Origin of the sequence: Candidatus Palauibacter australiensis, assembly GCA_026705295.1 — a bacterium.
GTDB classification, from domain to species: Bacteria; Gemmatimonadota; Gemmatimonadetes; order Palauibacterales; family Palauibacteraceae; genus Palauibacter; species Palauibacter australiensis.
Genome location: JAPPBA010000146.1, coordinates 63,150 through 82,540, shown reverse-complemented (window position 1 = coordinate 82,540; position 19,391 = coordinate 63,150). Strand labels below are relative to the sequence as shown.

Annotated in this window: 15 protein-coding genes; 5 read left to right on the top strand and 10 right to left on the bottom strand. The window is 67.6% G+C overall.

Annotation, left to right across the window (positions count from 1 at the left end):
- Positions 1-32: 32 nt before the first annotated feature.
- On the bottom strand, positions 33-1,346 hold the full coding sequence (locus OXN85_12250) for a hypothetical protein (protein ID MCY3600728.1): 1,314 nt from the start codon (positions 1,344-1,346) through the stop codon (positions 33-35).
- Between the two features lie 288 nt (positions 1,347-1,634).
- Between OXN85_12250 and OXN85_12245 the strand changes: the two genes are divergently transcribed.
- From OXN85_12245 to OXN85_12235, 3 genes are all read left to right on the top strand, one after another.
- Positions 1,635-2,453 carry an oxidoreductase gene (locus tag OXN85_12245; protein MCY3600727.1) on the top strand — a complete coding sequence of 273 codons (819 nt, stop codon included), beginning with the start codon at positions 1,635-1,637 and terminating at the stop codon, positions 2,451-2,453.
- 803 nt (positions 2,454-3,256) lie between these two features.
- Positions 3,257-3,895 carry a hypothetical protein gene (locus OXN85_12240; protein ID MCY3600726.1) on the top strand — a complete coding sequence of 213 codons (639 nt, stop codon included), beginning with the start codon at positions 3,257-3,259 and terminating at the stop codon, positions 3,893-3,895.
- Positions 3,896-4,833: 938 nt separating this feature from the next.
- Positions 4,834-5,121 carry a helix-turn-helix domain-containing protein gene (locus OXN85_12235; protein ID MCY3600725.1) on the top strand — a complete coding sequence of 96 codons (288 nt, stop codon included), beginning with the start codon at positions 4,834-4,836 and terminating at the stop codon, positions 5,119-5,121.
- A gap of 9 nt (positions 5,122-5,130) precedes the next feature.
- On the opposite strand, the gene OXN85_12230 is transcribed toward OXN85_12235, so the two are convergent.
- The 8 genes from OXN85_12230 to pckA form a co-directional block, all read right to left on the bottom strand.
- The gene (locus OXN85_12230; GenBank protein MCY3600724.1) at positions 5,131-5,805 is read right to left on the bottom strand and encodes a cytochrome c; all 675 of its coding nucleotides are present in this window, start codon (positions 5,803-5,805) and stop codon (positions 5,131-5,133) included.
- The gene (gene soxC / locus OXN85_12225) at positions 5,802-7,034 is read right to left on the bottom strand and encodes a sulfite dehydrogenase (GenBank protein ID MCY3600723.1); all 1,233 of its coding nucleotides are present in this window, start codon (positions 7,032-7,034) and stop codon (positions 5,802-5,804) included. Before soxC ends, OXN85_12230 begins: the two co-directional genes overlap by 4 nt.
- A 148-nt stretch (positions 7,035-7,182) precedes the next feature.
- Positions 7,183-8,361, bottom strand: coding sequence for an NAD-dependent epimerase/dehydratase family protein (locus OXN85_12220; GenBank protein MCY3600722.1), 1,179 nt, complete (start codon positions 8,359-8,361; stop codon positions 7,183-7,185).
- A gap of 22 nt (positions 8,362-8,383) precedes the next feature.
- Positions 8,384-9,520: an MBL fold metallo-hydrolase gene (locus OXN85_12215; GenBank protein ID MCY3600721.1), complete on the bottom strand. Its 1,137-nt coding sequence runs from the start codon at positions 9,518-9,520 to the stop codon at positions 8,384-8,386.
- A 97-nt stretch (positions 9,521-9,617) separates the two neighbouring features.
- Positions 9,618-10,451, bottom strand: coding sequence for an oxalate:formate antiporter (locus tag OXN85_12210; GenBank protein MCY3600720.1), 834 nt, complete (start codon positions 10,449-10,451; stop codon positions 9,618-9,620).
- Positions 10,452-10,453: 2 nt separating this feature from the next.
- A complete protein-coding gene (locus tag OXN85_12205) occupies positions 10,454-11,335 on the bottom strand; it encodes a polyphosphate kinase 2 family protein (GenBank protein ID MCY3600719.1) in 882 nt (293 codons plus the stop codon).
- Between the two features lie 43 nt (positions 11,336-11,378).
- Positions 11,379-13,013: a hypothetical protein gene (locus tag OXN85_12200; protein ID MCY3600718.1), complete on the bottom strand. Its 1,635-nt coding sequence runs from the start codon at positions 13,011-13,013 to the stop codon at positions 11,379-11,381.
- A gap of 13 nt (positions 13,014-13,026) precedes the next feature.
- A complete protein-coding gene (pckA, locus tag OXN85_12195; protein ID MCY3600717.1) occupies positions 13,027-14,634 on the bottom strand; it encodes a phosphoenolpyruvate carboxykinase (ATP) in 1,608 nt (535 codons plus the stop codon).
- Positions 14,635-14,803: 169 nt separating this feature from the next.
- On the opposite strand from pckA, the gene OXN85_12190 reads away from it, so the two are divergent.
- The gene (locus OXN85_12190; protein MCY3600716.1) at positions 14,804-15,802 is read left to right on the top strand and encodes a polysaccharide deacetylase; all 999 of its coding nucleotides are present in this window, start codon (positions 14,804-14,806) and stop codon (positions 15,800-15,802) included.
- Between the two features lie 149 nt (positions 15,803-15,951).
- On the opposite strand, the gene OXN85_12185 is transcribed toward OXN85_12190, so the two are convergent.
- On the bottom strand, positions 15,952-18,135 hold the full coding sequence (locus OXN85_12185; protein ID MCY3600715.1) for a S9 family peptidase: 2,184 nt from the start codon (positions 18,133-18,135) through the stop codon (positions 15,952-15,954).
- Between the two features lie 122 nt (positions 18,136-18,257).
- On the opposite strand from OXN85_12185, the gene OXN85_12180 reads away from it, so the two are divergent.
- Complete coding sequence (locus tag OXN85_12180; GenBank protein MCY3600714.1) at positions 18,258-19,370, top strand: serine hydrolase; 1,113 nt, start codon at positions 18,258-18,260, stop codon at positions 19,368-19,370.
- Positions 19,371-19,391 lie beyond the last annotated feature (21 nt).

The following is a 19,391-nucleotide window of genomic DNA, read 5'->3' as shown; positions in this document are numbered from 1 at the left end:
AATCCGACCGCCGAATCCCGTAAGCTGAACGATCACAACGACATGGGAATCCGAAAGCTCATGTCGCCGTAGGCATTCAATTCGATACCCTTCACGTTGGCGGGGCCGACCGACGGGAAGCCCCGCTGGAGACCCAGCCCTTCGGCCTCCAACTGGACTTGGTGCTCCACGTCATGGAGCGCGTGGAGCGCGAGGTAGAGGAAGTTGCCCGATCCGCAGGCCGGGTCGAGCACCGTGAAGGCCCGCAGCCTTTCGAGGAATGCGCCCAGCGCGTTCTCCGCGCGTCTCCGCTGCCGCGTCGCCGCACCCTTCGACTTCGCCGTGCCCGCCCGCTTCAAGCTGTCGGCGATCCGGCTCTTCACGGTCTCCCACTCCGCCAGCAGGGGACGGACGATGACGGGATCGATGATCCGCATGATCTTGTCCCGGTCCGTGTAGTGCGCCCCGAGTTGGGAACGCTTGTCCGGGTCGAGGCCCCGCTCGAACAGCGTGCCGAGGATCGAGGGGTCGATGCTCGACCAGTCGAGTCCGGAGGCTTCCAGAGTCGTTTGAATCTGCTCTCTGTCCATGGGGAGGGCGGCGTCGTCCTCGAACAGCCCGCCGTTGAACCAGTCCACATCCTCGAACCCGACCTCGCCGCCCGTGGACATCGCCCCGAACAGCTTCCGGGCCAGGTCCGCAAACTTTTCCGGCTTCCGCCGCGCGCGCCTCAACATCCGGGTGAACATGTCGTTGGGAAGCAGTCCCACATCCTCGGCGAACATGCAGAACACGAGGCGGTTCACGAAGTGGGCCACATCCTCCGGGCCGTGGCCCTGATCGCGGAGCGACTGAGCCAACAATGCAAAGTGCCTCGCGGCCCGTTCCGTCAGTGTCTGCCGCGTCTCGCCCGGCCGCAGCCGCTTCGGGTCGGACATGGCCCACTTGAGCTTGTCGCGGACCGCGCCGTCCGCGAGATCGTCAAGCTCGAACTCGTGTGTCTTGCTGACCGAGTTGGTCCAGTTCGTCCGAATCTGGAACCGGCGCATGTCCGAGACGATCAGCAGCGGCGGGTTCTCCAGCGCGAGCGCGTACTGCCTGAGCTGGTTGAACGCGGCGTCGAGGTTCGCGTGCTTTCCCTTGTACTCCCAAGCGAAGTGATGCCGCTTCCACACGTCGGCCCAGCCTCCACCGCCCGAGTCCTTCGCCGCTCCCTTCTCGAAGCAGTAACGGTTCCCCTTGGGATCGGCTTCCGCGGGCGTCTGCTCGCCGAGCAGACGGCACAGGTCGATGAAGTGCTCCTGCGCCGCGGAGCGTTCCTTCAGCTCCGAGGCGTGCCATTTCGCGATGAACTCGTTCGGGGTCATCTGAGGGACTCTCCGCTTGCCGTCGGCGGTTCACATGGGCCAACGCGCCTCGTCGCGGCGCTCGACCAGTCGCCATCAATGTATCACGCCTTCGAGCGTCATCGGCGCGACCCCCACGTCGCGGGAGGGCTTAGCGGGAGGCCGTCGCCCCCGTCAGGATGCCACCTCGGGCGCTTCCCGATTAGATTGGGTGGATCAACGCCGCGCGGAGCCAGCCAAGGGAGGCCCGCAGCAGATGCTCGCGCGTGCAACGTCTTTCAGTACAACGCCGATGGAGGGAGCAGCTACTTGGGCAGGGTCATACTCATCACCGGAGCCTCATCCGGCATGGGCCGGGAGGCGGCGATCCTGCTGGCCCGCGCGGGCCACACCGTCTACGCTGGCGCGCGCCGGGTGGATCGCATGGAGGATCTGCCGGAACACGGCATCACCCCGGTCGAGATGGACGTCTCGAAGGGCGAGGACAACGAGCGAACCGTGCGCCGAATCATCGACGCCGACGGACGCATCGACGTTCTGATCAACAACGCGGGCTTCGGCCTCTACGGGACGGTCGAGGACATCCCGCTCGAAGACGCCAGATACCAGTTCGAGGTGAACCTGTTCGGCCTCGCCCACCTCACCCAGCTCGTCCTGCCGCACATGAGGGAGCAGGGTGCGGGCCGGATCGTCAACACCTCCTCGATGGGCGGCCGGATCTTCACGCCCTTCGGGGCATGGTACCACGCGACCAAGCACGCGCTCGAAGGCTGGTCGGACTGCCTCCGCATCGAGACCGCGCCGTTCAACATCCAAGTCGTGTTGATCCAGCCGGGCCTCATCCAGACCGAGTTCGGCCATGTGGTGGGAGGGAGCCTTCAGAAATACTACGCCGACAGCGCCTACAAGACCGGTCTGGACCGGTTATTCGCGATGGCGTCCGACCCCAAGGCCGCGAGTCGCGGCACTGACGCCAAGGTGCTTGCCCGCGTGTTCGTCGAGGCGGCTACCGCCGCCCACCCGCGACGGCGATACGTGAAGGGCGCGACGGCGCGCCCGCTGATGTTCATCCGCAAGTGGTTCGGCGACGGCATCTACGAATCCGTGCTCCGCCGTACCTTCGGATGACGCCGCCGAGCCTTGCCATGTCAGCCTCGCACTCCCGCCACTTCCACCGGGTTTTCCGGCCATTTCAACCCGGTAATCCCCGATTCGAATCCATCGGCAAGAAGGGCAGATCGTGCAGTCCCCATTGAACTTACGTGACTTCTTGCCTTGATTCTCGATGCTTCCGCCCTGCCGGCCCGGCAGGTTGCCTGAAGCGCAAATTCCGGCAGGAAATCGTCTAAAGTCATACAGGACTGCACGATCTGCGTTTCCTGCTGTTGTACTGGACCCTGAGGCTACCTTTCGTGGCCACGCTCCGCGCGAACCCTGCAAGGCTGACGAGGGGCTCCGCCCCCTCGACCCCCCCGACGAGATCCGCACTCTGGAACAGTACGCGGTTGGGGAACCACGCCCTTCGCCTCCTTGAGGCGTTCCCGGGCCGCCATTCCCTACGCGGCCATCGCCTCCTGCAAGCGTGTCGGCCATCCAGAGGTGAACAGTGCAGCGTGGGCCGAGAGGCCCGAGCGTACCCAGCGGGTGGCGGTTGTCCTTGATCCTTGAGGTCACGAGGGGGAGGCGGGGCCGCGTTGCGACCACCTTCCGTGTTCCTATTCCGACCACCGTCGTTGCGATCTCCAGCCGCTTGCCACAGACCGAGAGGATCAACCAAGCTATTCCCCAATGCCCGTCAACCTTGGACAAACTCAGGCCCGCCGACACTGCGGACGCGTCTTGCGTCCCGACTTCCGTAGGAGGAATCAGTGAGTACGAATCCCGAACCACTGACACGCACGATTCGCTGGCTCCAAGGATACTCCGCCCTGATGACCGTTGCGCTGGTCGTCCTGTTCTTCAGGAGCGTCACGGCGACAGACGGTGTGCTGAGGGTGCGCGGCCTGATCATTGAGGACACCGCCGGTCGCGAGAGGATTCTCGTGGGCGCGCCGATTCCCGAAGCGGCCAACCGTTTCCGCACCGACGAAGCCAGGGTGCGGGAGGTCTGGGGACCCCGGTTTTCAGAGGAGTATATGAGTTGGTACCAAGACTACAACCACTCGACCAACGGTATCCTCATCCTAAGCGAAGATGGCTTCGACCGGATTGCCCTCGGCGACCCGAAGCCCGATCCGAACATCGGCAAGCGCATCGGCCCGAGCACGGGCATGGTGATCAATGACGCCGAGGGATTCGAGCGGATGGGGTACGGACTGCTCGATATCGACGGCACTTATCGCGTAACGCTCGGCCTCGATTCGAATCGCAGCACCGAGGGTCTCGTGTTGTTCTTGGACGACCTGACGGGTGAGGTGGGCGTTACTATGGGTGATGGGGGTGACCGGATCTTTCTCGGCAAAGCGTCCGCCGGACACGGCCTGTCAAGCCTTCCGGATCCGTTTCAAGGGCTACTGCTTAGGCGAGACGGCGAGATCGTGTACGAGAACAACGTCGCAAAGGACCAGTGACCCGGTCGCGGCGAGCCTTGGTCAGTTGGGGTTGGACCGAACGCTGCTTCGCCAGCGGTGCCAAAAAGCTGGGGATCGAAGGGGGGCGGCGCTTCCCCTCGCCAGCCGCGGCGTTCAACGTTGCGTGTGCTGGCTTACGCACCGTAAGAGCGTGAGCCAGCACCGGCGCGGGGGACTCTGGCTCTCCGCAGCACGCGCCCCGGCGCGTTCCTCGCCAACAGCCCGCCGGTTTTTTTGAGGGGAACTCCAGCGACGACTCGGGAGACAGCGCCCGCGCCCGCTCAAGCACATCGAGCGCACCCGTGCTCAACCGTCTGGATCGTCCCGTAGCCGCTGCCCACTGCCGTTGGATCTCCGGGAACCGCGGCCTGGAATCCAGCCGAGAGAAGGGGTTGTTCGCCACCCCATTCCATCTCACTGGCGAACGCGCGAATCCTACAAGTAGAACCCAGGTTCATCGAGTGAGCGAGGGCATTCTCTGTCCTGAAGCCTGCCAGTTCCACGGTCAAGGAATCAAGATCGATTCCGACTGGTTCGTCGGTCTCGATATCGAACTCGATGCCCGGTCTCGGTAGCCATCGCAGGCTCGCTGAGCCTCTCGGCGCAGCGAAGTGATCGCCCGAGCGAACGTGGAACTTGCCTTGGTGCAGCAGGATTGGTTCGTTCACGCCCTTCTGAGGATACTGCTGGAACATGATCCGTCTCGACTTCGGATGGCGGGTACGGTGGGGGTGCGTCGGGGAACTTGGGCTGTTGTACTCCGGCACAACAAGTGCTGATCTCCCCACGTAGGGAACCTCCGGTCTCGCTCGCTTGAGACGCGCTTGACGGGCTGTACCACATAAGGTACATGCATCCGGCAGGCGGCCATTTCAGCGCCTAAACGGCGCCGAAGTCCGATATTGACATCGCACGGAGGCGGGCAAGGGAGTTCGTTCATGGTTGAGGAAAGAGAAGGCGTCGGTTCTTCCTTTGAGGACTATCTGCGCGAGCAAGGGACGCTGGAGGAGACGACGGCGGCGGCCGTGAAGCGCGTCATCGCGTGGCAGTTGAAGGAGGCCATGGCTACGGAGCGCCTGAGCAAGAATGCGATGGCGAGGAAGATGAACACCAGCCGCAGCCAGTTGGACCGGATACTGGATCCCGACAATGATCGGATACAGCTCGCTACGCTGATAGGGGCCGCCGAGGCGCTGGGGCGGCGCCTCCGAATCGAACTCGTGTAGCCGCGCCGGTCAGCGGATGGTGGGGCCGCCGGTTCGGTTGTCGCGGACGAAGCGGTCGCGGGCGGGCATGCGCGTGTCGACGACCGTGGCGGAGTCGACGACGGCATCCGCCGGCAGGAGGTCGTTGAAGTAGAGCATGGCCCCGACCACGGCGTAGACCTCCTCGTCGGTCATCGTTCCCGGCAGGTCGAAGGGCATGGCGCGACGGGTGTAGTCGAACAGCGTCGTCGCGTAGGGCCAGTAGTTGCCAACGGTGGAGCGCAGGCTGCGGTCGTTCGCGAACGGGAACTCATCTCCGGGGATGCGGCCCGTGAGGAGGTCGTTCGGCCCTTCGCGCCCCGTGGGTCCGTGGCAGAGAACACAGCGGTGGCGCTCCCACACCTCCAGTCCCTCCGCGACGGTGCCCTGTCCGGGCGGCAGCCCGGCGCCGTCGGGGCCGATGTCGATGTCCCACGCCGCGATCTGCGACGCCGTCGCGGGCGTCCCGAAGCCGTACACGGGCTCGGCCGCGCCCGCCCGCCCGGTCATCCCGTCGCCCGGATCGGTCGTCACGACCGTAGCCGCGCCGGGTACGGCGTTGCCGGCCTCCACGCCGCCCGCGGAGTCGTCCGCACCGCAGGCCGCCAGCGCCGGCACGACGGCCGCCACCACCACCAGCCGCGAGACCGCATTGGCGCGGCTCATACCGGCGCGAACTCGATCGAGCCGTCGCTCGCCACGCGCCACCCGCGGATCGCATTGGAGTGGTAGCGTGTGCCGGGCCCGCGCGCGTCGAGAACCTGCTGGCGGACCGGCTGCCTGTACCCCGTCTCGTCCGTCGCGCGGCTCAGCAGGTGCGCCGCGCCGCCGTCCCACTCCCAGGCGTGGCGGAACCGCGTCGTGCACTTGGGCAGCACGGGCTCCTGCAGCACCGCGTCGTGCCAGGAATCGCCGCCGTCCGTACTCACCTCCACGCGCTCGATCAGACCGCGGCCGGTCCACGCGTAGCCCGAGATCTCGACAAAGCCGGGCCCCGGCAGCCGCCGCGGGTAGGTCGGGTAGGTGATGATCGACTTCGCATCCATCACGAAGGAGAACTGCCGTGACGTCCCGTCCGGGAGCGGATCCGTGTACTTGGACGTCTCATCGCGGAACATCGCGGGGCGGTCGGAGAGTTCGATGCGCCGGATCCACTTCACGCTCGCGTTGCCCTCCCACCCGGGCAGGAACACTCGCGCGGGGTAGCCCTGCTCGGGCCGGATCGCCTCGCCGTTCTGGGCGTAGGCGATCATCGCGTCGTCCCACGCCTTCTCGATCGGGATGCTGCGGCCCATGACCGCCGCGTCCGACCCTTCCGCGAGGAACCACGTCGCGTCCGCGTGCGCGCCCACCTCTTCGAACAGCGTGGAAAGCGCGACGCCGGTCCATTCGCTCGTGCTGAGCAGACCGTCGACCGATTGCGGCGTGTGCTGCGGGCTGGGCGACGGGGCGTAGGCGCCTCCGCCGTTCCCCGAACACTCGATGAAGAGCAGCTTCGAGACCTGCGGAAAGCGCTTCAGGTCATCGAGCGTGAACAGCGTGGGCCGGTCCACCATGCCGTGGATGAGGAGGCGGTAGGTCGCGGGATCGATGTAGGGGATCCCGTGGTGGTGTCGCTCGAAGTGAAGATCCGCCGGGGTCATGATCCCGTGCAGGTCCTGGAGCGGAGTCCGCGAGGAGCCGCCCATCGAACCGGACAGCAGCTTCTCCGGCGTCTCGTGCGGGGAACGGGACCCGACCGTGACGGGACGGGCGCCCGGCACCTTCGTCGGATCCGGCGCCTCCTGGACCAGTCCGCGCGTTGCGCCGGCTGTGATGGCGCCGCCAGCGGCCACCGCGGCTCCAGCGATCAGGGCTCGCCGCGTGAGTCCGGAGCTTTCGTCTCGATCGTTCACGTCGCCTCCGTTTCCGTCGGTCTCGCGCCCCACCTCCGCCCCGTCCCGCGCACGATCCGCGTGCGTGCGCCGACCACATTTGCCGCCGTCACGGCGGGCGGCAAGAGCCGCCGCCGCAGCGGCCTCCCGTCAGCGCGGCGGCCTCCCGTCAGCGCGACGCGTGCCACTCCCGCAGGATCTCCGCCTCCCGCTCCGCGGGGAGTCCCGGCCGCATCTCCCCCTGCCGCTCCGGTGTGCGGGAGAAGTGGAAGTCCAGCGTCGCCTGCGTCGTATCCGCCAGCGAGCGGAACGTCATCCCGTGCGCGACTTCGTTGGAGAGGTCGAAGCGCGCGAACCCTTCCGACCCCGGCGTCGGCGGCCGCCACACCGGCATCTCGGCGTAGGGTCGCACGCCGCGCTCGGCGAGGAACTCGCGGGGCACCCACGTGAACGTCGTCTCGGCCGTCGTCACGGCCCGGATGCCGTACAGGAGTTCGGACATCGGCCGCGGCGTGGCGGGTCCCACGAGGTTGAAGATGCCCGTGTGTCCGCGGTCTGAGGACAGCGCCATGAAGTCGCCGAGATCGCGCACGTCGATGATTTGCACCGGGTCCGTGCCGTCGCCGGGAGACAACACCTCGCCGCCCCGGTGGATCCGCACGGGCCAGTACGTGAAGCGGTCGGTGGGATCGTCGGGTCCGATGATGAGGCCGGGCCTGAAGATCCCGTAGCGGTCGGGGAAGATCCGCATCGCCTCGCGCTCGGACTCCGCCTTCGCGAGGCCGTAGGGGAGCCGCGTGATGTCGGCGGTCGCACGGTCCACGCCGGCCGTCTCGTACGTGTAGGAGGGCACGGCGGACGTCATCGGCACGGTGGAGTGGCTCGCGTACGCCGAGCGCGAGGAGACGTAGTAGAAGTACCCGACCGAGTCGCGGAGGAACTCCCCGATGCTCGTCACCCAGTCGGGACGAGCCGTGGAGTTGTCAATCACGACGTCCCAAGTCCGGCCGCGCAGCGACTCGAAGTCCCCGTTCCGGTCCCCGACGAGTTCCTCGACGCCCTCGAACATGCCGGGGCGGCTGCCGCGGTTGAAGATCGTCACCTCCAGCCCCTGCGCGAGCGCCGATCGAACCTGGTAGGGGCCGATGAAGCCGGTCCCGCCCAGGATCAGCAGCGTCCGGGCCTGCCCCGCGGGCGCCCGGTTCGCGGACGGTCGGGGCGAGAGGGCGCGGGCCGCGCCGGGGACGCCGAGCCCGAGGGCGGCGCCCGCCGCAGCCGTGACCTTCAGAAAATCGCGACGATTCGAATCTGTGGACATCATGAACTCCCTTTCTGGTTCCGTCTTCATGGTTCCGTCCGTGCGCCTCGTCTCAGTTCGCGGTGCCGTCGAGCAACTCGAAGATCCGCAGCACCGCGACCGGGTTCGCGCCCGGACTCGCGATGCCGCCGAAGTTGTCGGCGTGTGCCGTAAGGTCGATGCGCACCGCCGCGTCCTCGGCGCTCACTCCCTGACCGTGGAGCGCGACGGACTGGTCCCACAGGTCCCGCATGTAGGCCTGCAGGTGGTCGATTCGCTCTCGCTCCCGGTACGGCTCGCCGTGGCCGGGGATGATCCAGTCGAAGTCGAGCGCCTTCAGGCGGTCGAGCGTCTCGACCCACTCGTTCACGTACCCATCGCCCATATAGGGGAGACCGGCGGTGAGCATGTCTCCGGTGATGATCACGCGGTCATCCGGGAGGTAAACGATGACGTCGCCCTCCGTGTGGGCGCGCCCGAAGAAGTGGAACTGGATCTCGCGTCCGCCCTTATAGAGCGTGAGCCGCTCCGAGAGCGTCGTGTTGGGGGGCGTCGGGACGACCTCCTGCAACTGGGCGTAGTAGGTCCGCTGACGTTCGAGCGTGGCCTCCAGCTCCGCGCGCGCCGCCGCGTCCGTCATCGTGTCGAGCGTTGCCTCCATCTGCCCGATCCGCCCCGGGATCGATCCCACGAAGAGTTCGTAGGAGCGGCCCGAATTCGAGCGTCCGGCCGCGATCGCCGCGCGGGTCGCCTCGTGGCTGATGATCTCGACCTCCGGCGGATACACCTGGTTGCCGTGCGCGTGGTCGAAGTGCCAGTGCGTGTTCGCGGCGTAGCGCACAGGGTTGTCGGTGATCGAGCGCAGGTCCTCGATGAGGGCGCTCGCCGCCGCGGGGGAAATGTGGGAATCGACGAGGAGCACGTCCGCCTCGTTCACGACCACGCCGGCGTTCGATCCCACGACGAGGTCGCTGGCGCCGCGCGCGTGATAGACCCCCGGCACGACCTCCGTGAACGCGAAGTGGACGGCCTCCGTCGTCGCTGCCCCGCCCTCCGCGCCGCTGCCGTCATCGCCGCCCGTTCCTGCGCCGCTATCCGGCGCGCAACCGACACAAAGCCAGATTCCCGCGAGGAGGGTGGGTGGAAGCGCGCTCCGGCGGCGGACCGCTCCGGCGTACGGGTGCTCAAGTCGATGTTGTCTGCCGGCCATGAACGCCTCCCGGTGCGCGAGATCGGCCAAGGGTCGCAAAATGTTGGCGCAGCCGATCCCGGAACAGACGTCCGGCCGCGGCGCGGCCCGGGAGGGGTCAGGTGCGGGACCCGCCGAGGCCAAGCCGGGCGGGAAGCCCCGCGACGTACGCCCGGACTTCGCGTTCGATAGGGCTCGTTTCGCCTTCGCTTCCCTCGCCGCCGGCCGCCCGCAACCCGGTGTAGAGTTCGATCGCCGCTTCGAGTGCGGCCACGCACGCCGCGGCGTCGACGCCTCCAACCGTCCGTTCGAGGTCGGTCGCGAAGGCGGGGAGCCGGTCCTCGATCCGGCGCACGCCGGTCGCCTCGACGCCGGCTCCGAGGAACGCCAGCGGTCCCAGCACGGCGGTCCGAAGCAACGTCAGTCCGTCCAGCGCCTCGAAGATCTCCCCGCGCTCGATCTTGTCCGCGAGGTAGTGCGCCCAGATCCAGAAGCGATCCTCGATCCAGTCCGGATCCGCGGCCGGGTACCGGGGGGCGGCCCGCGCGAACGCCGCGCTCAGGCAGCCATCGACCTCCCACAGGATGACCGGATCCTCGATCCGTTCGTGCGCGTCGTCGAGCGACACGAACTTCAGGTCCACGTGCAGGGGGGGAGGACCGTAGAGGCACACGAGCAGGCGCGGCTCTCCCACGTGCTCCCCCGTGAAGCCGGCCAGAAACGAGGGATCGAGTTCGGCGGCGACCGCCTGCTGCCGGTCGAGGATCTCCGGCCAGGCCCCCGGTTCCACCGCCAGCACGAGGTCGAGATCCGAAAACTCGTCGATCTCGCCCACGATGAACGAGCCGCCCGCCGCGAGGCCGACGATGCCGTGGATCCCGGGTACAGCCTCAACCGCGCGCTCGAGAAAGGCGCGATGGCGGGTCGGCATGTGGTTGTAGGTGCGAACCACGATCAGAGTTCGGCGGTGAGATCGGCGCGGTAGCCCTGGAGTTCGGCGCGCTCGTCTTCGGGTAGTGCGGGATCTGTGAGGTCGAGGGTGGCAAGCTGGTCGCGCACCAAGCGGGCGACGAGGAGCCGCATCCAGGGCTTCGAATCGGCGGGGATCGCGTACCACGGCGCCCACGGGCGGGCCGTCGCGTTGATCGCATCCTCGTACGCGGCCATGTACTCGTCCCAGTGTTGCCGTTCCTCGATGTCGGCGCGATTGAACTTCCAGTTCTTGTCGGGACGGTCGATGCGGCGCAGGAAGCGGCGGGCCTGCTCTTCTTTCGAGATGTTGAGCCAGAACTTCAGGATCACGGTCCCGTTCCGCGCCAAGTGCGCCTCGTGGTCGCGAATCGACTCGTACCGTTCCTCACACCGCTCCATAATCGGCAATTTCCGCGGGAGTTTCTGCCGGTCGAGGAACTCAGGATGAACCCGCACGATGAGCACTTCCTCGTAGTAACTGCGGTTGAAGATCCCGATCCGGCCCTTCTCGGGAAGCCGACGCGTCGTGCGCCAAAGGAAGTCGTGCCTCGCCTCCTCGTTGGACGGCGCCTCGAACGCGTTGATCCGGAAGCCGGCCGGATTCACGCCCGTCATGACCGCCCGCAGCGTCGAGTCCTTGCCGGCCGCGTCCATCGCCTGGAAAACGAGCAGCACGGCGTAGTGGCGGTGCGCGTGGAGACGCCGCTGGAGCCGCGAGATCCTGCGTACCGTGCGCTTCAGTTCCTTTCTCATCTCGCGCTCGGAGGGCGCGTCGGACGGTGGCGCCGTCACCGCCCGGGAGATGTCGAAGTCGCCATCGTAGCTGACCCGGTGCGGACTCTCGGGCGGCGAGAAGTCGATCACGGGAGTTCGGCCCGGTCTCGCGCAGAAGCCGTTCGCGACGGCGTCAGAATCTCGACGAGCGCAGCCAGGTGTCGGCGCGGACCCAGTAGCGGTCGAACTCCCGCCGCGCTTCCTGCGCCTGCGCCGTCTTCTTCTGCGCATCGAGCGCCTGCATGAGGCCGAAGTACGCCCAGCCCTGATTGGGCAGATCATCGAGCGCGCCGCGGTACACCTGTTCCGCCTCCGCCGCCTGGTCGTTCTCGAGCAGGATGGCGCCGAGCGTATGGCGGACCGGCATGTGCCACGCCCGCGGCTCCGAGTAGATGAGTCCGTCCTCCTTCTCGATGCCGTGCTTCAGCACCGCGACGGCGTCCTCCGCCTTCCCCCGCGCGTTGAAGATTTCCCCCGCGAGGATCGAGCGCGGCAGCGCGACGATGTCCGCGAGCGGGCTGTAGCGGAAGGTGGCGGAGGGATCGGCCTCCTCGAGCGCCTCATCGATCTCCTTGAGGTGGTCCTCCGCGACGTCGACGTGCCCCATCCGAAGGTAGGCGAGGCCGCGCGAGAAGCTCCACGCGACGAGTTCCATGGGTTGATCCGACTTCGGCCCGTCGCCCGCCAGGATCTCGCTCCAGCGGCCGAACGCGGCGTAGGTGAGCGGGATGTAGGCCCCCCACGGCCCGCGGTGCCCCGACAGATCCTTCGCCGCCTGGATCGCGACGGCGCTCTGCCCGTCCATCACGGCGGCGTTGAGCAGCATGTGCAGGTTGTGCGAGGGATAGACGCCGGGAGGGCCGCCGTGCGCGGCCTTCTGGTCCGCGTGCCACGCCTGCTGGTTGCCGCGCACCGCGTCGCCCCAGCGGCCGATGTTCATGTAGATGTGCGTCGGCATGTGGTGGATGTGGCTCACGGCGATCTGGCTTCCGAGGTGGTCCGAACACGCCTCGGCCAGACCCGGATCCTGCGATGCCTCCACGAGGTGGATGTAGAGGTGACAGGCGCCGGGGTGGCGGATGTCGCGCGCCAGTACGGTCTCGAGGATAGGGCGGATCTTCTTCACATCCTTCGCCCCGAGATCCACATCGCCGCGCCGGGGGCGCAGCAGCATCCAGGCTTCGGCCTGCAGCGTGAGCACATCCAGATCGTCCGGGTAGCGCGCCGCGACCTTGTCCATCTCCCGCGCGTACAGCGTGTCGAGCATGCGGCGGCGCGAGCGCTCCGGGTCGGCCTCGAAGCGCACGGCGAAGGCGTCGATCAGCGCCTGCTCGACCCCGGTCGCGCCCGACTTGTGCTCCTTTGCCTTCTGCATGGCGGCGTGGGCCGAGCGCTCGTTGCCGGGCGACATGCCGCCGTTCAGGTACGGGGCCAGCGACCACGCCTCGCCCCAGTAGCACGAGGCGCACGCCGGGTCCTCCGCCTGCGAGGCCCGGAACGACTCCTCGGCGACCGAGGTACCGAAGGCGTACATGAACAGCAGGCCCTCGTCGAAGTAGGCCTGCGCCTTCTCCGACTGCGTGGTGATCGGGCGATTGTGCGGCCCCAGGTTCCCATACAGCGGAGTCGAGTTCCCGTCGCCGTTGCCGGCCTGCGCGGCGCCGGCCATGGCGGCGCCCGCCATCCGCGGCGCTTCCCGCTGCCCGCTCGTACACCCGGACACCATTGCCGCCAGACCCACCGCCAACATCAGATCGCGTCGCCGCATCGGGCTTCCTCCTCTAGGCCACGGGGCCCGCCGCACACACCTCCGGCGGACAGTCGTCCTTGTATTCCCTGAAATTATCCCTGAAGAGCCGAGCCAGGTGCGCGGCCTTTTCGTCGTACGCCTCGGGATCGGGCCACGTCGCGCGCGGCCGCAGAATCTCGCCGGGCACGCCCGGCACGTCCGTCACGACGTGGACGCCGAACACCGGGTCCGGCTCCGTCGGCGCCCCGTCGAGTTCGCCCGCGTGGATCGCGTCGACCATCCGGCGCGTGTGCGGAAGGTCGATGCGCGCACCGACGCCGAACGGCCCGCCGCTCCAGCCCGTGTTCACGAGCCAGACCTTCACGCCGTGCTCCTGCATGCGGTCGGCGAGCAGGCGCGCGTACTTCGCCGGGTGCCACACGAGGAACGGTCCCCCGAAACAGGGCGAGAACGTCGCCACCGGGTCGGTGACGCCGACCTCCGTCCCCGCGACCTTCGCCGTGTACCCGCTGATGAAGTGGTACATGGCCTGCTCGGGCGTCAACCGGCTCACCGGCGGCAGCACGCCGAACGCGTCCGCCGTCAGGAAGATCACGTCCGTCGGGTGACCCGCCACGCACGGCACCTGCGCGTTGTCGATGAACTCGATCGGGTAGCTGCCGCGCGTGTTCTGCGTGATTGACGAATCCGACCAGTCCACGCTCCGGTCGTCCCGCAGCACGACGTTCTCCAGCACCGCGCCGTAGCGCAGCGCCCGGTAGATGTCCGGTTCCTTCTCCTCCGAGAGGTCGATCGTCTTCGCGTAGCAGCCGCCCTCGATGTTGAAGATCCCCGCGTCGGTCCAGCAGTGCTCGTCGTCGCCGATGAGCCGCCGGTTCGGGTCGGCCGAGAGCGTCGTCTTCCCCGTACCCGAGAGACCGAAGAGGAGCGACGACGCCCCGGTCTCCGGGTCGGTGGTCGCCGAGCAGTGCATCGAGAGCACGTCCCGCTTCGGCATGAGGTAGTTCATGATCGTGAACACGCCCTTCTTCATCTCCCCCGCGTACTCGGTCCCGAGGATGCAGGCCTCGTTGTCGGCGAAGGAGAGATCGACGCTCGTCGGGGAGGTGACGCCCTCGACCGACGGGTCCGCCGCCTCCTGGCCCGCGTTGTAGACGACGAAGTCGGGCTCGCCGAACTCCGCCAGCTCCGCGGGCGTGGGGCGGATGAGCATGTTGTGCATGAAGAGGGCGTGGTACGGGCGGTTGCAGATAATCCGGACGTTGAGGCGGTAGGCCGGGTCCCAGCCCGCGAAACCGTCGATGACGTAGAGGAGATCCTGCGCGTTCAGGAATGCCCGCGCGCGTTCGCGATTCCGGCGGAAGCTCTCGCGCTCGATGGGGAAGTTGACCGGACCCCACCAGACGTCCCGCTCGGTCTCCGGATCGGATACCACATGCTTGTCGTTCGGCGAGCGGCCGGTCTTGGCGCCCGAGAAAGCCACGAGGGCTCCGTTCGCCGCCCGCACCGCGCCGGGTTCGCGCCCGCTCAGGGCGTCGGCGTAGACGTCCCCCACGGGGGGATTACGTTTTATGCGGGTGACGGTGATCCCGTGCGCGCTGAGGTCCATGGTGCCGATTTCGGCCGTTGTAGTCGTCATGTGTCGTCGTCGCCATAATCAGGGGAGGGCCGGCACCACGGCGACGAGCCCCGCGAATCGGGGACAGCTCTCTGCGCCGAACGGAATCGGCGCCGTCCGTCCGATTCACGAGCAATCTGTTAAAATAAGCCTTCAGACTTGAGATGACTACCGAAACGGAGGAACCCTCATGACCGGCCGGAACCGATCTTCGATTTCTCGCGGACTCGCCGTCGTCCTCTGCGGCGCGGCGGCCGCCGCCGCGACTCCGGCGACGGCCCGCGCGGCTCAGGAGGCGGACGATCCGCCGTGGCGCTGGTCCGAAGAGCGCGTGTTCGAAGCCGTCAACCGGGTGCGCGCCGGGCGCGACCTGAACCCGGACTCGTGGCCGGACGGCGGCCGAGTCGCCGTGCTGCTCTCCTTCGACGTGGACAACGAGACGGTCTGGCTGCGGAACGGCGACACCAACGTGGGAGGCCTCTCGCAGGGAGAATACGGCTCGCGCGTTGCCCTCGGCCGCATCATCGACCTGCTCGACGAGTACGGGATCGCCGCCTCGTTCTTCGGGCCCGCCCTCAGCTTCAGTCTGGCGCCGCACCAGGTCGACATGATCCAGGCGTCGGGCCGCCACGAGATCGGCGTCCACGGCTGGATCCACGAGCGAAACGCCACGCTCCCGCGCGATGAGGAGGAGCGCCTGCTGCGCATGGCCATCGAGCGGCTGACGGAACTCATGGGCGAACGCCCGGTCGGCTACCGCGCGCCGTCGTGGAACTTCAGCGACTCGACACTCGACCTCCTGCTCGAGATGGGTTTCCTGTACGACTCCTCGCTCATGGCGGACGACCGGCCCTACGAGATCAACCAGAACGGCGAGCCCACGGGACTCGTCGAACTCCCGGTGGACTGGATCCTGGACGACGCCCCGCTCTTCAACCCCCTCGGCGACCGCTACTCCAACCCGCGCGAGGTGCTGGAGGTGTACAAGGACGAGTTCGACGTGGCCTGGGAGGAGGGGACGATGTTCCTCCTCACCATGCACCCGCACTACATCGGGCACCGCTCACGGATCGTGATCCTGCGCGAACTCATCGAGCACATCCGCTCGAAGCCCGGCGTCTGGTTCGGCACCCACCGCGAAGCCGTCGAGTGGGTCCGAGCCCAGGCATCGATGAATGATGGCGGCTGACCGCCGGTCGGCACCGGACCCGCCCGCACGGCCTTCTCTTCTGACTTCGGGGGAAGGTGGCCTGCTACCGGATATCAAGCTCGACGATTCTGCCGCCCTCCTCGAAGTGATGGACGGTAGAGGGGACGCGTGCGAAGAAAGTCGCGCCGTCAGCGAGGAGAGGCGGTCTCTTCGAGCAGGTCGAGGATGAAGGCGAATTCGAAGGCGAGTTCCTCGTACTGGCGGTCGCGGCCCGAGCCGCCGCCGTGGCCGGCGTCCATGTGCGTCTTGAGGAGAAGCCGGTTCTCGTCCGTCTTCGTCGCGCGCAGCTTCGCCACCCACTTCGCCGGCTCCCAGTACTGCACCTGCGAGTCGTGGAGCCCCGTGGTGACGAGCAGGTTCGGGTAGTCCTTCGCCTCCACCTGGTCGTAGGGCGAGTAGGAGAGCATGTAGCGGTAGGATTCGAGGTCCGCCGGGTTGCCCCACTCATCCCACTCGAAGGTCGTGAGCGGGATCGACTCGTCGAGCATCGTCGTCACGACGTCGACGAAGGGCACGTGCGCGACCACGCCCCGGAACAACTCCGGCCGCATGTTCACCACCGCCCCCATGAGCAGTCCCCCGGCGCTCCCCCCCCGGGCGAAGAGCTTCTCCGGGCTCGTGTAGCCTTCCGTCACGAGGTAATCCGCCACGTCCACGTAGTCGGTGAAGGTGTTCTTCTTGTTGAACATCTTCCCGTCCTCGTACCACGCGCGGCCCAGCTCCTGCCCGCCGCGGATATGGGCGATCGCGTAGACGAACCCGCGGTCGAGGAGGCTGAGGCGGGTGGAGGAGAAGGTGGGCTCCATGCTCGCCCCGTAGGAGCCGTAGGCGTAGAGGAGGAGCGGGTTGTCGCCGTCCTTCTCGAGACCCCGCCGGTAGACGACGGACACGGGGACTTCCACGGCGCCGTCGCGGGCGGGGGCGTGCAGCCGCTCCACCACGTAGTCCGCGCGGTCGTAGCCGCCGAGCACTTCGTCCTCCTTGAGCAGCGTGCGCTCGCGCGTGGACATGTCGTAGTCGTAGACGGAGCGCGGCGCGGAGAGCGACGTGTACCCGTAGCGAAGGATGTTCGTGTCCAGCTCGGGGTTGGCCGACAGCGAGGCCAGGTAGGCGGGCTCGTCGAACGCGATCTGGTGCTCCTCTCCCTCCCAGGCGCGGACGCGCAGGCGGGTGAGCCCTCCCGCGCGCTCCGAGAGCACGAGGTGGTTCCGGAACAACTCGAACCCCTGCAGGAAGACGTCGCCCCGGTGCGGGACGACCGTCTCCCAGTGGTCCGTCGCCGTCCGGTCGACGGGGGTCCGCATGAGCTTGAAGTTCTCGGCCCCGTCGAGGTTCGTCCGGATGTAGAAGTGGTCCCCGAAGTGGTCGAAGCGGTGCTCGTGCCCGCGCTCGCGCGGAAGGAAGAGGGTGAACTCGCCCTCGGGGTTCGCCGCGTCGAGGAAACGGTGCTCGTCCGCCAGGGTGTGGGAGGAGGAGATGACGAGGTACCGCTTCGACTTCGTCTTGCGGATGCCGCTGCTGAACTCCTCGTCGTCCTCCTGGTACACGAGCACATCATCCGCGGGGTCGGCGCCGAGGCGGTGCCGGTAGATCTGGTACGAACGCAGCGTGCCGGGATCCCGTCGCGTATAGAAGAGCGTCCGGTTGTCCTCGGCCCACACCATGTTGCCGGACGCGCCCTCGATCGACTCCGGGTAGTCCTCGCCCGTGTCGAGGTTCCGGATCCGGATGGTGTAGATGCGGCGCCCGCGGGTGTCCTCGGCCCACGCCATCAGGTCGCCGGCGGAGCTGACTTCGGGGAAGGCGGCGTAGTAGTCGTGGCCCTCGGCGAGCGGGTTGACGTCGAGGATGACTTCCTCGTCCGCGTCGAGCGACCCGCGCTTTCGGGCGAAGATCGGGTAGTCCCGCCCCTCTTCGGTGCGCGTGTAGTAGAAGAAGTCGCCCTCTCTCACCGGGACGGAGAGATCCGTCTGCTGGATCCGCCCCTTGATCTCCTCGAACAACTCCGTCTGGAGATCCTCGGTGTGGGCCATCAGCGCGTCGGTGTAGCCGTTCTCCGCCTCGAGGTACGCGATGACCTCGGGGTTGTCGCGCTGGTTGAGCCAGTAGTAGTTGTCGATCCGCGTGTGCCCGTGCGTCTCCAGTTGCTCCGGGATCACGCGCGCGACGGGGGGCGCGGTCCCGGCGTCGGCCGGGGATTCGGCGGCGGGGTCGGCACCCTCCCCGGTGCAGCCGGCGGCCTGGACGCTCACGGCGAGCAGCGCCGCGATGAGGGGGAAACGGTCATGGCATGCGGCCTTCGCTCGCGACATCGACAACTCCTTCGCTTCATTCGGATGCTGATCGCCCAGGTTTGTAGCCGTTACACTGGCGGCGGTGCTGGGCGCGTTTCACTGTTCTCTTCTTTCCAGTTCTCCAGGACGGAAATCGGGACATGATGATCGTGAGACACGAGAACCGCGTCAAAGGGTGCATCGCGCGGGCGGCGCTGGTTCTGGCCCTCGCAACCGGGTTCGCGTGCGCTCCGGCCCCGGTCGCGGAGCGCGCGGCCGAGACGGTCTATCCGGCCGCTGCCTGGGAGCGGGTCACGGATCCGGCCGCCGCCGGGTTCTCGGCCGAGGCGCTGGATGCGATCCACCCCTACGTCGAGGGGATCAACACGTCCGCCGTGATGGCCGTGGTCGGGGGGCGGGTGCTGTTCGAGCACGGACCCGTCGACTCGCTGAGCTATCTCGCCTCGGTGCGGAAGAGCATCCTCGCCATGCTGTACGGCAACTACGTGGAGGACGGCACGATCGATCTCGGGCTCACCCTCGAAGACCTCGGCATGGACGACGTGCAGGGCCTGCTCCCGATCGAGAAGCGCGCCCGTGTCCTCGACCTCGTCACCGCGCGGTCGGGGGTCTATCACCCGGCATCGAACGCGGGGGACAACCTCGCGGACGCGCCGCCGCGCGGCTCGCAGGAACCCGGCACCTACTACCTGTACAGCAACTGGGACTTCAACGCGGCCGGAGCCGTCTTCGAGCGACTCGCCGGTCGCAACATCTACGACGCGCTCGAAACCGACCTCGCGGTGCCGCTGGGGTTCGAGGACTGGGACCGGTCGATCCACCGCAAGTCGGGCGACGACACGCGCTCCCGCAACCTCGCCTACCACATGGTCCTCTCCACGCGGGACATGGCCCGGATCGGCCATCTCATGCTCCAGAGCGGGATGTGGGAGGACGCGCGGATCCTTCCCGACGGGTGGGCCGAACGCATCACGAGCGTGGTCACGCCCTCCGAAGAGATGAATCCGGAGGGGCTGCGGGGCGGCGAGTTCGGCTATGGGTACATGTGGTGGGTGTGGGACGGCCCCGCCGTGCCGGAGGGATTCGAGGGGGCGTACAGCGGGCGTGGCGCCTACGGCCAGTTCATCACGGTGATCCCGTCGGTGGGCATGGTGGTCGCGCACAAGACCGTGCCCGACGCCCAGACGCCGTGGAGCGACTACATGGGCATCCTCACCCGCCTCGTCGCGGCGCACTGCGGCGCCGACTGCTGACGGGCGTTTTGCGCGGAAGAC